The organism is Thermocoleostomius sinensis A174, assembly GCF_026802175.1.
Classification (GTDB): domain Bacteria; phylum Cyanobacteriota; class Cyanobacteriia; order Elainellales; family Elainellaceae; genus Thermocoleostomius; species Thermocoleostomius sinensis.
Window position 1 is genome coordinate 4,119,932 of the sequence record NZ_CP113797.1, and the last position, 14,610, is coordinate 4,134,541.

The 14,610-nt window shown below is 50.3% G+C and carries 6 protein-coding genes and 2 pseudogenes; 4 read left to right on the top strand and 4 right to left on the bottom strand.

Annotated features, from left to right (window positions below; translation table 11 throughout):
* Positions 1-66 precede the first annotated feature (66 nt).
* Both OXH18_RS17870 and OXH18_RS17875 read right to left on the bottom strand, forming a co-directional pair.
* On the bottom strand, positions 67-2,790 hold the full coding sequence (locus OXH18_RS17870; protein WP_268608558.1) for an ATP-binding protein: 2,724 nt from the start codon (positions 2,788-2,790) through the stop codon (positions 67-69).
* Positions 2,791-2,982: 192 nt separating this feature from the next.
* Positions 2,983-3,381, bottom strand: a complete 399-nt coding sequence (locus tag OXH18_RS17875; RefSeq protein WP_268608560.1) for a response regulator — start codon at positions 3,379-3,381, stop codon at positions 2,983-2,985.
* 528 nt (positions 3,382-3,909) lie between these two features.
* Here OXH18_RS17875 and OXH18_RS25615 point away from each other — a divergent pair.
* Together OXH18_RS25615 and OXH18_RS25620 are read left to right on the top strand one after the other, a co-directional pair.
* Positions 3,910-4,893: pseudogene (locus OXH18_RS25615) on the top strand (PAS domain-containing protein); the annotation flags it as partial.
* 90 nt (positions 4,894-4,983) lie between these two features.
* Positions 4,984-6,288 (top strand): annotated as a pseudogene (locus OXH18_RS25620) (hybrid sensor histidine kinase/response regulator); the annotation flags it as partial.
* Between the two features lie 122 nt (positions 6,289-6,410).
* Here the strand turns inward: OXH18_RS25620 and uvrA are convergent.
* Both uvrA and lptC read right to left on the bottom strand, forming a co-directional pair.
* Positions 6,411-9,500: an excinuclease ABC subunit UvrA gene (uvrA, locus tag OXH18_RS17885; RefSeq protein ID WP_268608564.1), complete on the bottom strand. Its 3,090-nt coding sequence runs from the start codon at positions 9,498-9,500 to the stop codon at positions 6,411-6,413.
* A gap of 222 nt (positions 9,501-9,722) precedes the next feature.
* Positions 9,723-10,907, bottom strand: coding sequence for an LPS export ABC transporter periplasmic protein LptC (lptC, locus tag OXH18_RS17890; protein WP_268608566.1), 1,185 nt, complete (start codon positions 10,905-10,907; stop codon positions 9,723-9,725).
* Between the two features lie 141 nt (positions 10,908-11,048).
* Here lptC and OXH18_RS17895 point away from each other — a divergent pair, with 141 nt between their 5' ends.
* Positions 11,049-11,726 carry a HEAT repeat domain-containing protein gene (locus OXH18_RS17895; protein WP_268608569.1) on the top strand — a complete coding sequence of 226 codons (678 nt, stop codon included), beginning with the start codon at positions 11,049-11,051 and terminating at the stop codon, positions 11,724-11,726.
* Between the two features lie 317 nt (positions 11,727-12,043).
* The gene (gene ptsP, locus OXH18_RS17900) at positions 12,044-14,608 is read left to right on the top strand and encodes a phosphoenolpyruvate--protein phosphotransferase (protein WP_268608571.1); all 2,565 of its coding nucleotides are present in this window, start codon (positions 12,044-12,046) and stop codon (positions 14,606-14,608) included.
* The last annotated feature ends 2 nt before the right edge of the window (positions 14,609-14,610 follow it).

Here is a 14,610-nt window from a genome sequence, read left to right on the forward strand (position 1 = left end):
TAGCACGAATTCTATGCCTCCTGCAAATAGCGATTCAGAGAGAAAAGAAACGAGGAAAGAGACTCGCTAACGGAAATAGAGAGGACTAGAGAGGGGCATGAGGGGCAGCATGATTGTAAAGGTAGCTCCTTGTTCTTCTCCCATACTTGTGGCTTGAATCCCCCCTTGATGTAATTCAACGAGTTGTCTGGCAATGGCTAGTCCCAAGCCTAGCCCCCCATACTTGCGTGTGTTAGAGCTATCGGCTTGGCGAAAGTAGTCAAAGATATAGGGTAGGGCTTCGGCTGAAATTCCCACCCCCGTGTCGCTGATAGTAATTCGGGCGTATTGGAAGTCGGCGAGTGGAGAACTGGAGGTTGGAGGTTGGGAGTTGGGGGCGGCGATCGCTGTGACCCAATCGCAATGACCCACGACCGCTTCTAGTTTCACCTCGACACAACCGCCAGATGGGGTGAATTTGATGGCATTGGAGAGCAGATTTTCCACAACTTGTTGCAATCGATTGCTATCTCCTAACACCTCACCTACTGCATCATCTAGGGCACTGTTTAATTGAATGGCTTTTGACAAGGCTTGGGGATTGACAGTTTGAAGGGCCGCTTCGATCACTAATTTCAGATTGACGGGATGTTTATTTAACTGCAACTTGCCCTGCAACAACCGAGAAACATCGAGCAAATTCTCAACAAGCTGTCTCTGTAATCGAGCGTTGCGTTCGATCGTTTCCAGTGCGCGGGCGGTAACGGACTCATTGAACTGACGGGTTCGCAACACCTCGGCCCAGCCCAGAATGGCATTGAGAGGAGTTCGCAGTTCGTGAGATACGATCGCCAAAAACTCGTCCTTTAAGCGGTTCGCTTGTTCCAGTTCTTCTGAGCGTTGTCGCAGTGCAACCAAAGCTGCTTGTAGTTCTTGGCGGCGCAAACTCACTTCTTGAACGAGTGCTTCTAAATCATGGCTTTGACTAGCAAGTTCCTGCTGTAACAAGTCTCGCACCCGTTTGATGGCAATTAAGTTACCAACTCGTGCTCGTAGTTCCTCAACCGAAAAAGGCTTCATTAAGTAATCTTGAACACCCTGCCGCAGCAGTTGTATCCGTAGTTCATCATCAGCTTTGGCAGTCAGAATTACCACTGGCGTTGGGTCTAGCGTTGGATAAGTGCGGAGTTGCTGAACAAATTGATTGCCGCTGAGGGCTGGCATCATGACATCACTCAAAATGAGATCGGGTTGAAGGGCGATCGCTTGCTCCAGTCCTTCTTGTCCGTTGGCGGCCGTAGCCGTGCGATACTCAGTGGCCAACGTGGTGGTAATGAATTGATTCATTTCTGGGTTATCTTCCACAATCAACACCAAGGGTTTACCCAGGGTTTGTTCTGGAATTGGATAAGCAGGTTGGCGAACTGTGCGGAATTCTTCCAAGCTCAACACATTGTTAACACTCACTGGTTCCAAAGCTTGTGGCGGTTCTGATGCAGCTATGCCAGAGGTCGTCACTGCACCCAACGAAGAGACCAATGGAATTTCAACGGTGAATTGAGCACCGCCTTCAGGAGCATTGCTAGCGCGAATCGTACCACCTTGAAGTTCAACAAACTCTTTGGCGATCGCTAAGCCTAAACCCGTGCCACCAAAGCGCCGGGTAGAGCCACCTTCCCCTTGACTGAACCGTTCAAAGATATGAGGCAGGAAGTCGGGAGCAATGCCTTTACCCGTGTCGGAGACGGTAATTTGAGCGTACTGGGACTGAGGAGTTGAGGGTTGGGAGTTCGAGGGTGAGTTCAACGGTGTATCGATCGATGACGCATGACCCTTGACTTCCTGCACCTGTACTTTAATTTGCCCACCTTCTGGAGTAAATTTGAAGGCATTAGAAAGCAGATTTAGAAGAATTCGTTGTACCTTTGCAACATCAACCTCAGCAAGCAACGATTCTGGAGCAACCACACTAAAGGCGATTTGCTTTTCTTCTGCCAAACCATCAAAATTGGCGGCCATCAAACGCACGAGTTGCGCCAAGTTTACAGGGCTGTACTCCACGTTCATTTTTCCGGCTTCTAGCTTTGACACATCCAACAGATCATTGACTTGCTTCAACAGTAATCGAGCATTGCGATCGACAATTTTCAAATCGTGCTGGTGCTCTTGGCACAAGTCTTGTTTAAGCAGTTTTTCAATCGGCCCCAAAATTAAGGTAAGGGGTGTCCGCAGTTCATGACTGACATTGGCAAAAAATTGAGTTTTAAGTTGATCCACCGCTTTGAGTTGTTCATTCAGAGACTCTAGCTGATGATTTGCCGTTTCGAGATGAAAGCGCCGTTCTTCCGAAAGTTTGGCAGCTTCAACGAGGGCTAAGGCTTTGGGGACGAGAAACGGTAAGATTATGGCTGTAGTGACAGAGGCGATCGCCGTGATCACTTTGAAAGCACCTGAAAGCCAATAGGTTGGATGCCACAACGTCCAGACCTCCATGAAATGCGTGCTTCCACAGGCAATGATGAAGGAACCAAATGCCAAGAACATCCAGTGAAACGGAATTTCTTGACGAGTTTTATAGACGAGGTAAGCCAAGGTCGCTGAAATGGCAACGTAGGCAAGCGCAATCAATGAGTCTGAAATGACATGTAACCAAACTAAACTTGGCTTCCACAAATAACAGTGACCGTGGGGAATAAACTCATTTGCCGTCAATAATGCATTCCACCATTGTGGAACCATCAACAGAAGTATGAGGGCCACCACGCTGATAGCGGTGCCATAACTCCGGGTGTCTTGATCGATATTTATCATCTGTTTGAATTTGAACACCAAGTTTTGATAGCCTGACATCCAATAAATCACGGTCTAAACAATCTCCAAAATTAGAAGACTGTTCATCTACCTTACCGTGACCTTTGGTTTGGGCCCAAGGTGTGGTATTGAGAATGATGAAGAGTAAGAAGAATGACGAAGGGTGAGAAGAATAGCGTGAAAGAGCAGCAATTAAGGCGAACAGGGATTCTGCTTAAATTGTAAAAATGCGGCCACTCGTGTCAACAGTTGATCAAATTCGATCGGCTTGCGGATGAAGTCATTAGCCCCTAATGCCAAGCCCTGCACATCATTGGCATCTTCATGGGCAGTCACTAGCAGAATTGGAACGAACGGAATACTTGAATTCTGCCGAATTCTCCGAGTGACTTCATAGCCGTTCATATCGGGCATCATTACATCCATCAGGATCAGATCCGGTGGAGAGGCTTCAACTTTAGCTAAGGCTGAACTTCCATTGTTGGCTGTATCGACCTCGTACCCCTCTGCTTCCAGAATTGTCTGTAGCAGAAATAAGTTGTCATCGAGGTCATCTACAACCAAAATCCGAAAGGCTGGGAAGTCACACACAAGTCACCTGAATATAGACGCTAAGACAGTAATTATTGTCATTCTTCCCCAACAAGTTGGAATTTGCCTCTCACTTTGGATAGAAGCTGATCAAAAAGAAGCCTCAACTATTCAGGAGAGGTTCGATCGAGTAAGGTTATCTGTTGGCTAAGGTTGGCTAAGATAGTTGACCCTCCAGATAGATCAGAATTTTCACACGATAGTGGACAATGAGTAGAGACCCGCCATATCCTATTCCATCTAAAGTAAGATTGTGCTGAGCCATGGAATAGGTTGCGACTCGCGCCTTGGCCTAATAGCCGTAACCGGACTCATTGCCCCAGATTCACTGCCTAAAATCGTCAATCGCCATTTGCTGTATTTTGGTCGTTTACTATTCGGAAGTTTGGAGAGAGGCACTGTATGACATCCGATCGGATTGCTTCACTAAGCGAGTATCATCGCTTACCTCAAGCATCCCAACCTTCTGATTTCTATAAGCGGCTGCTGGAGGTGGTTTGCAATAACGCCACCCTTGCGCTTTTCATTATGGATGAGCATCAGCAGTGTATTTATATGAACCCGACGGCGGAAACATTGACGGGCTTTAGTTTGGCAGAAACGCAGGGACGGGCCCTGCACGATGTTATTCACCATACACGACCAGATGGGCGTCCTTATCCGTTGTGCGAGTGTCCGATCGATCAAGCCTTTCCTCAAAACAATCGGGAACAAGGAGAGGAAGTATTTGTTCATAAAGACGGTCACTTCTATCCGGTGGCCTATACAGCCAGCCCCATTCGAGAAGGCGATCGAGTCACTGGCACAATTATTGAAGTTCGCGATATCACTCAGGAAAAGTTAGATCAACAGTCTCGTGAAGAGGCCCTGCGCCGAGAACAACAGCTACGAGCCGAAGCCGAAGCGACTCAACGACGGCTCACCCATTTGTTGGAGCACATGACTGATGCCTTTATCGCCCTCGATCGCAACTGGCGCGTGATTTATCTAAATGCTGAAGCAGAGCGAATTAGTCGCAAATCCCGTTCTGAAGTCCTGGGTAGAACTCATTGGGAAGAGTGGCCGGCATCGATAGGAACAGCGATGGAAACCCAATATCGTCAGGCTATGGCAGAACAAATACCCGTTCACTTTGAACATCACTATTATCTGCCACCCGACTATGACCTTTGGCTAGAAGTTCATGCTTATCCGTCTGAAGATGGGCTGGGGATTTTCTATCGAAACATCACCGATCGCAAACGGGCAGAAGTTGCTTTAAGCCAAAGTGAATTCCGCTACCAAACACTAGTCAAAAATATACCTGGCATGGTGTACCGCTATGCTCCAGATACAGGCATAGGCGATCGCTTTACCTATGTAAGTTCTGGCTCTCGTGATCTGTTTGAGCTAGAACCAGATTTGATTCTTCAAGATCCATCTGAGTTTTGGTCATTGGTTCACCCTGAAGATGTCGCGTCGTTACAAGTGTCGATCGAGCAAGCGGTGGTTCAATCAACTGGCTGGGAATGGGAAGGGCGGTTTATCACCCCTTCTGGGAAAATGAAGTGGATTCAGAGCAAGGCCCGCATGGAGGCAATTGGACAAGGCAAGGTTTGGGATGGATTGCTCATTGACATCACTGATCGTAAACAGGCTGAAACTGAACGAGAACGATTATTGATCCGAGAAAAGAATGCCCGGGAAGATGCTGAGACCGCTAACCGAATTAAAGATGAATTTCTGGCAGTACTATCGCATGAATTACGATCGCCATTGAATCCGATTCTTGGTTGGACAAAATTATTGCAAGCACAAACGCTAGATCAACAAAAAACTCAACAAGCATTAGCAACCATTGAGCGGAATGCAAAATTACAAACTCAACTAATTGAGGACTTACTTGATGTCTCTCGAATTCTGCGCGGCAAGTTGACGTTGAATACGGGGGCTGTGAACTTGTTGGATACGATTGAAGCAGCAATGGAAACCGTGCGATTGGCAGTCGATGCCAAGGCGATCGATTTGTGCTTGGCAGTGACCTCGTCCTCCCGTTCTCTTCAAGTGATGGGCGATGCGGCCCGGCTGCAACAGGTGGTCTGGAACTTGCTTTCCAACGCGGTTAAATTCACTCCCACTGGTGGTCGCATCGAGGTAAAACTAGAAACGGTCACGGGGCATTGCTCATCGATGACCCAACGGTTTGACTCACCCCCCACCCCCGATTCCCCATCCTCTGCCCTCCCATACGCTCAGATTACCGTCTCCGACACTGGCAAAGGCATTGCTCCCGATTTTCTACCCTATGTATTTGACTATTTTCGCCAAGAAGATGGCACCACCACTCGCAAATTTGGCGGCTTGGGTTTGGGATTGGCGATCGTGCGGCATATTACGGAACTGCATGGCGGCACAGTCAGGGTAGAGAGCGCTGGAGAAGGGCAAGGGGCTACATTTACGGTGCAGTTGCCATTGCCCGGTTCCGACCTCCTCGGAGAGCAGGAGGAAACCGCAGACGCCCCTTGTTTAGCTGAGTATTCTTCTCTTCAAGGTGTGCGGGTGTTAGCGGTGGATGATGATGCAGATATCCGGGAATTGATTGAGTTTGTTCTACAGCAAGCGGGGGCAACCGTGTGTGCGGTGAGTTCTGCCTCGGAAGTGCTGCAACAAATCAAAGTTTTTGCTCCAGATGTGCTGATTTCAGATATCGGTATGCCTGAAATGGATGGATACATGCTGATGCGACAAATTCGCACCTTTTTGGAACGCCGAGGCATTTTGGCGATCGCCCTCACGGCTTACGCTGGCGAGATCAATCAGCAACAGGCGATGGCAGCGGGGTTTCGGGTACATCTGGCAAAACCGATCGAACCCAAAGCATTGATTGAGGCGGTCGAGATGGTTCTAAATCGCAATCGACCGCTGTGAGAGCTAATTTATAAAGTAAGTCTTAAGCAAGCTGATTGACTGACAATTCTTTGTTCCCTCATCTTCTAACCCTATTGAGTCAGCAAACCTGAGCCTAGACGGAAATGGTTTAGGAATGAATTTTAGGAATGAACAGTCGGTGGGTGTTGGGCTAATACTTTCTTGAGATACTGCCCGGTGTACGATCGCTGATTTGCTGCTACCTCTTCGGGAGTGCCAATCGCCACAATCTCACCACCGCGATCGCCGCCCTCCGGACCGAGATCGATAATCCAATCAGAGCAGCGAATCACATCCAGATTATGTTCGATCACTAAAATTGTGTTGCCCATGTCGGTCAGCCGTTGCAGCACGTCCAGCAGCTTATGCACATCGTAAAACGATAAGCCAGTCGTCGGTTCATCGATTAGATACAGAGTCTTGCCTGTGGCGCGACGAGAGAGTTCTGAGGCCAGTTTCAGTCGTTGGGCTTCTCCGCCAGATAGGGTGGGGGCCGTTTGTCCCAGTCGCACATAGCCCAAGCCTACATCCACCATCGTTTGCAATCGCGAGGCGGCTTTGGGGATGTTCTCGAAGAATACCAAGGCCTCTTCAGCCGTCATGTTCAACACATCGGAGATGGATTTACCTTTGTATTTCACCTGCAAGGTTTCGCGATTGTAGCGTGCGCCTTTGCAGACTTCGCATTGCACATACACATCCGGCAGGAAATTCATCTCAATTACGTTCACGCCTTGTCCACCACAGGCTTCGCAGCGGCCGCCCTTAACGTTAAACGAAAACTGTCCTGGTTTGTATCCACGTGCTTTTGCTTCAATGGTCTCTGAAAATAGATCGCGAATTACATCAAACACCCCCGTATAAGTAGCAGGATTCGATCGTGGGGTGCGGCCGATCGGCGATTGATCAATGACGATGACTTTATCTAAGGCATTCAGCCCTTCAATCTTTTCTAATTCTTTTGGGAAGGGAATTTTGTGACCAAAGTGATGTTGCAGCGCCGGAAACAGCAGTTCGTTGATCAGGGTCGATTTGCCGGAACCAGATACGCCCGTAACGCAGACTAATTTACCTAGCGGAATCTCTACGTTGATGTTTCTGAGGTTATTGCGATGAGCGTTACGAATGCGTAGCGATCGGCCATTGCCTTCCCGGCGTTCGGCTGGCGTGGGAATCACCCGTCGCCCCGACAGATACGCACCCGTCAGCGAATTTTCTTCATTGAGCAGGGTTTCCAGCGATCCCTGGGCCACAATTTGCCCACCATGAATACCAGCGCCAGGGCCAATATCCACCAGATGATCAGCCGCCCGAATCGTATCTTCATCGTGTTCCACTACGATCAAGGTATTGCCCAAATCGCGCAGTTTGGTCAGCGTATTCAGCAAGCGATCGTTGTCGCGTTGGTGCAGTCCAATGCTGGGTTCATCCAGGACATACAGCACTCCAGTTAATCCGGCCCCGATCTGCGTTGCCAACCGAATCCGCTGCGCTTCTCCCCCTGAGAGAGTCATGGCCGTGCGATCGAGGGTGAGATAGTCCAATCCCACGTCTAACAAAAATTGCAGTCGGGCTTTAATTTCCCGCAGCACCAGATCGCCAATTTGCGCTTGTCGGGGCGTTAGTTGCAGATGGTTGACTCGCTCTAAACAATCGCGAATCGATGCACCCGTCAGATCAGTAATAGTGTACTGTCCCACCTTCACCGCCAACGATTCCGGCTTGAGGCGATCGCCACCGCAGACTTCACAGGGTTGATCGACGAGATACTGTTCCAGCTTTTGCTTATACAGATCGGAGGTAGATTCCCGATACTGGCGATCGAGCATGGGCAACACACCCTCATAGCGACGGTGATAGCCTTTGTTGTCGCGATAGCGAGAATCGGCTTCAATCAAAATTTTCTCATCGGAGCCATGCAGCAGGACCGCTTGCTGATCGGGGGTGAGTTGATTCCAGGGAGTTTGAATTTCAAATCCGAAGGCTTTGCCGACGCTGTAGAGCAACGAGAAGTAGTAAGTGTTGTCTTTCTCTGACCAAGGAGCAATAGCGGCATATACAGGCAGCGATGGGTCAGGCACAACGAGTTCAGCAGAAAAGGTGCGCAATGTCCCCAGTCCGTGACAGTTGGGGCAGGCTCCGTAGGGCGAGTTAAAGGAGAACAAGCGCGGTGACAGTTCCTCCATCACGGCTCCATGTTCTGGACAGGCGAAGTTCTCGGAAAAGATCAGTTCCAGCCGATTTTTGTCTGCTTCCTCCGATTTGCCATAGCGTCCGGCGGGTTCTGCGGCCATTGAGGGCAACATCGCCAGTTGCAGATCGGGATTTAGCGTTACTACATTGTTAGTCTCGGGCAGCGTCGCATCAATGATGGCAATGCCGTCCGATCGCTTCAGGCAGGTACTGAGCGAATCGACCAAGCGCTCTTGAATGCCATCTTTTTTCACCAGGCGATCGACGACAATTTCGATATTGTGTAGGTGGTTTTTGTCCAGTTCAATATTGTCTGAGAGTTCCCGCACTTCTCGATCGACCCGCACCCGCACAAAGCCCTCGGATGCCAAACTCGAGAGCAATTTCTTATGCGTTCCTTTCTTGCCGCGTACCACCGGAGCCAGAATTTGAAAGCGGGTGCGATCGGGCAATTCCATAATTTGATCGACCATTTGATCCACCGTTTGTGGCACAATTGACCGCCCGCAGTGGGGACAGTGGGGTTCCCCGGCCCGTCCATACAGCAAGCGCAGGTAGTCGTAGATTTCCGTCACCGTGCCCACTGTCGATCGTGGGTTGTGGGAGGTAGATTTTTGGTCAATGGAAATGGCCGGACTCAAGCCTTCGATCGCGTCTACATCCGGCTTATCCACTTGTCCCAAGAACTGCCGCGCATAGGCGCTCAGCGATTCCACGTAGCGGCGCTGTCCCTCAGCAAAAATCGTATCGAACGCCAGCGAGGACTTTCCCGATCCCGATACCCCTGTGAATACAATCAGCCGATCGCGCGGTAATTCTAAATCAATATTCTTGAGATTGTGCTGTCGGGCCCCGCGAATATGAATGCAGTTCTGCGCTTTGCCATTCAAGATTCCAGGTGAACTGAGCACAGCTACTTTCTTACCTTTTGCCTTTTGCCTTTTGCCGTCTGCCTTTTCATCAACCGGAATTGGCGGGACAACAGTCTCAGACTCTATAAACACATCACGCTGGGACATGGGCGATCGGGGGGAGACAGAAACGGTTCTTAACAATTCTATCGTCAAGCTTCATCTAGTCGAGTTGACGCACTGCCATCAACCCAATTATCCTAGCGCGATCGAATCCAACAGTACACCCGTCCTAATCATTTAAGCTTTCCCAACCAATGTTCTCGTGTGCAGAGAATAGTTAAAGTCTATGGAAAAAACACTCTACGTCAACCTCGTTCGATCTTCGACCTAATTTGCCCCATCGGGTAGAAAATTGAAATCCCCATTGGGCACAATCTGGGTTTCGACTCGCCCGCCGCTAACAACGATCGTTCTATCTTGTAACCTGCCCACGGCTTTTGGCCCACGCAACGTAGCAGGTGGATCAGGTTGGGTATAGACAACATTTCCCTCGGCTTCCACGCGCTGTGAATCGATTTGCCAAGTGAGTTGATCAGCCGTCAGCAGCGCTTGGTTTTGCTGCCCTGTTGCCCGAACATTGCCCATGAAATAAGCCGTCTGCGGCTCAAATTCCATGCGTCCTTGATCAGCCGTCAGCGTTACTTGTTCTTGGCGCTGTACCGCCGTCACTGCTTGATCAGACACGAGAGTTTTCTCGTCCATATTCCACAACAGCGAGTTGCCACGGATTTGCAGTGGTGGTTCCGTCAGCGTCAAGATCGCGTTGTCCAGCAGTTTCACGGTCTTTGCCTGAAGATTGACCTCGGCACGGTTGCTTTCTGCTTGTTCGGTGACTTGTTCGCCCTCAAGCTGCTGCATGACCAACGGACGATCGCTAATCACCATTTCGTTATCTAATTGCCAAACAATTCGCTCGCCTTCAAGCTGTAGTTTTGGATTATCTAAGGTTGTTGCCTGAATTTGGCCAGTGAGTTCCACTTCCCGGCGTCGATTAGAAGCCCGGGCCTCATCTGCCGAAACTTGTAACTGTGGATGGGTTCCCCGTAAATTGCCGCGCACAATCAGCAAATCACGCTTGGGTTGCCATTCCATCTCGTTACCCCGCAGAATAGCCCCACTTTTGATATCCGTAGCGACCACATTGCCACGCAGAAAAATTCGTTCACCATCCCGTCGTACCTCACCCTCTTGGGCTTGCACCTGATAAACCGCCTTGCCTTCCTGATACAGTTCGCCATCGGGATTGACCACCGTTGCCACTCGCTGATCCGGACTGTAAACCACTTGCTCGGACTGCACCTTCCAAAGCACCCGTCCTTGCTCATCCGCTTGTTCCAAGGTGATGTTATTGAAAGTGAGATTAGAATCCACCTGTTGAGCCGCTGAACTGTCTTCAGCCAGTCGATCGGCCCCACGGCTTCCCGATCGACAGCCAGTCGCCGTCAACAACAGCGTGACTAGAAGTATTGGCAGCGTTGAGAGTCGAATCCAGCCCATGGTTTTTGTGTTCAATTCAGTAGCTCAGCGTTTGATTCAGATGTTCGATCAGACGATTCGATCGAATTAGACGCACTGCGATCGACAATGCTTCCCCATTTAACCGTGTGATTCCAATATAATAAGAACAGAAGAATGTAAATTTCTGTAAAAATTATGAGCCAACTCAGCCTCGAGCAAATTGCCGCCCAACTCGATAGCGATAGTACCAAAGACCGCATGTTGGCGCTGGCGTCGCTGCGCAACGTACCGGCTGAAGCGGCTGTGCCGCTAATTAAAAAAGTTTTAGACGACGAAAGCTTGCAAATTCGATCGATGGCTGTGTTTGCGTTGGGATTAAAACCAACCGAGGAATGTTTTTCAATTCTGGTGAAGTTACTGGAAACCGATCCTGATTATGGCATTCGGGCCGATGCTGCTGGAGCGTTGGGATATTTGGAAGATCTGCGAGCGTTCGAGCCGTTAGTTCGGGCTTTTTATGAAGATACCGATTGGTTGGTGCGCTTTAGTGCGGCTGTGGCATTGGGTAATCTCAAAGATCCGCGGGCGCGAGATGTGTTGATTCGGGCCCTAGAGAGTGAGGAAGTAGTGCTTCATCAAGCGGCGATCGCGGCCATTGGTGAAATTCGAGATGTGACGGCGGTCGATCAGATTTTGCGGTTTGCCCAATCCGACGATTGGTTAGTGCGGCAACGCCTTGCAGAAGCCCTAGGACAATTGCCTACAGAAAAGAGTGTTTCCGCTCTTAAGTATTTGGAGAAAGACAGCCACGCTCACGTTTCTACTGCGGCGACCCTTTCTTTGAAAAAGTTAGAGGAAAGTGGATGGCGTTAAAAAGCGATTGAGGAGGCCATTAGCCAACGGCTCACCTGAACTTTGTATCTGTTAATGTCATCTGTTAATGTCCCTGGTGAACCCCACACATCACCGGGGGCTTTTTGTAATTTCGCCACACCAAGGGAGCATGGACGGCTAAGTCTTGAAAAAGATGAACAAAAGCTTAAATCTTTTGCGATGAAAAAGAAAACACATCCCCCTTGTCCTCAGAATGAAACAATAGCGATTGCAGCTTCACATAGCCACAGAGCAGAGAACTGAATCAATCCATTACTTTACGGTTCTTTGCAATAAAACAACATTGGGAGATTACGATGACGTACACAGCTACATCGGTTCAGCCCGGTACAGGTGTGCTTTTAACAGCCCCACTGTCTGGAAAATTGGTGCCGATCGAACAGGTGCCTGATCCAGTCTTTGCCCAAAAAATGGTCGGAGATGGCATCTCCATTGATCCGGTTAGTCAAAGTTTGCTTGCTCCATGTGACGGTGAAGTCATTCAGTTGCATCCGTCCCATCATGCCATCACCCTTAAAACAGCGAATGATTTAGAAGTGTTGATGCATATTGGCTTGGATACCGTGACGCTACGGGGTGAAGGCTTTACGCCTAAGGTGAAAGTTGGTGATCAAGTGCAGATGGGCGATCGGTTAATTGATTTTGATGCCGATTATGTGGCACTAAATGCCAAAAGCTTGTTAACGCAAATTGTCATTACCAACAGCGAGCAAGTCACCACGTTCATACCGCGATCGGGCAATGTTACCGCTGGGCGCGATCCGGTGTTGGAGTTAGCCTTTGCGGGTACAGAGGCAACGGCTCCGGCAACCGACAACCATGATGTGGCTACATCCGAAGCGATCGTTATTCCTAATCCAACGGGACTTCATGCTCGACCAGCCGCAGTCTTAGCCAATTTAGCGAAGAAGTACAAATCTGATATTCGCTTGAAATATGGCGACAAGAAGACCAATGTGCGCAGCGTTGTTGGAGTGATGGGGTTGTCGATCGACAAGGGTGACACTGTATCCCTAGAAGCAACTGGGCCAGATGCGGCGGCGGCCATTGCAGAGTTGACCGAAGCATTGCGATCGGGGTTAGGTGAAGCTGGGGTAACTCCTGTGGCCACAACGACCAGCCAAGCAGCGGCAGATGTGTCTGCTCCACCTCCTCGACCGCGATCGGACGATCCCAATTTAGTGTTGGGGGTGGCGGCCTCTCCTGGGGTGGCGGTGGGCTATTTGCATCGGGTACAACAACAGGACATTGCCGTTACCGAACAGTCCGACAATCCTGCTGCTGAACGCCGTCGCCTTGAGCAAGCGATCGCCCAGGCAAAGCTGGAAATTGAAGCGCTACGGGCCAAGGTGCATGGGCAGGGCAATCCGCAAAAGGCGGCAATTTTCTCGGCCCATCAGGAATTGCTGGAAGACCCTGAACTGGTAGATGCAACCATGCAGGCGATTGATCACGGCAAGAGTGCAGCCTATGCTTGGAAGCGAACCTATAGCGAGCAAGCCGATCAACTCGCGAGGTTGACAAACGAACTGCTGGCGCAACGGGCGAATGACTTACGCGATGTAGGGGGGCGAGTGCTGCGAATTCTCACTGGCGTCAGCACTGAGACGACCCACTATCCGGAAAACACCATTTTGGCCGCCGAAGATCTGACGCCCTCGGATATGGCCACGCTCGATCGCTCTAAGGTGGTGGGCTTTTGTACGGTGGCTGGTGGCGCGACCTCCCATGTGGCGATTCTGGCTCGATCGATGGACATTCCTGCCATTGCTGGGTCAGAGCCGCGCGTGCTGGAACTATCCAACGGTACACCTGTGATTTTAGATGGCAGCAAGGGCACCCTGCGGCTGCATCCATCCTCCGACGAAATGGAGCGGGTCAAGCAACGCCTGGTGCGCATCAAAGCTAAGCGCGAGCGGGATTTTGCCAGCAAAGATCAGCCTGCGATGACGATTGATGGCCATCGCATGGAAATAGTTGCCAATATTGGCAATGTCGAAGATGCCAAACAAGCCGTAGCATTGGGTGGCGAAGGTGTCGGGCTATTGCGATCGGAGTTTGTGTTTATGGAGCGATCAGCGGCCCCCACCGAAGAGGAACAGACCGATATTTACTCGGCGGTGGCGCAGATCCTGGGACCGGAACGCCCGTTGATCATTCGAACTTTAGATGTAGGCGGCGATAAACCCCTGCCCTATTTACCAATGCCCCATGAAGAAAATCCCTTCCTAGGGGAACGCGGGGTGCGGATTGGCTTCGATCGCCCGGAAATTTTACGCACTCAGCTACGCGCCATTTTGCGATCGTCTGGCTTGGGCAATGTCCGCGTCATGTTCCCGATGATCGCTCGTTTAGAGGAATTCCGCATGGCCAAAGGCATGTTAGAAGAAGAACGCCAAAAGCTGGGCGTTGCGCCTATTCCCGTCGGCATTATGGTAGAAGTGCCATCGGCGGCGGTGATCGCCAATCAATTTGCCAAAGAAGCCGACTTTTTCTCGGTGGGAACCAACGATCTGACCCAATATACCCTGGCTATGGATCGGGGGCATCCTAAACTCGCTCCTTACTGCGATGGACTTGATCCAGCCGTGCTCTCGCTAATTGGCATGGCGGCAAAGGCAGCTAATCAACAGGGCAAATGGTGTGGCATCTGTGGTGGCATTGGTAGTGATCCGCAAGCAGTGCCGCTGTTAATTGGGTTAGGCGTCAAAGAACTCAGTGTCAGTATTCCTACCATTCCCAGCGTCAAGGCCCAAGTGCGCGATTTGAGTTATGCAGAGTGTCAACGCTTGGCAGCCCAAGCCCTTGCTGCCGACACAGCCGCCGATGTGCGCAATTTGAGTCCACTCGCTGAGGAATAACC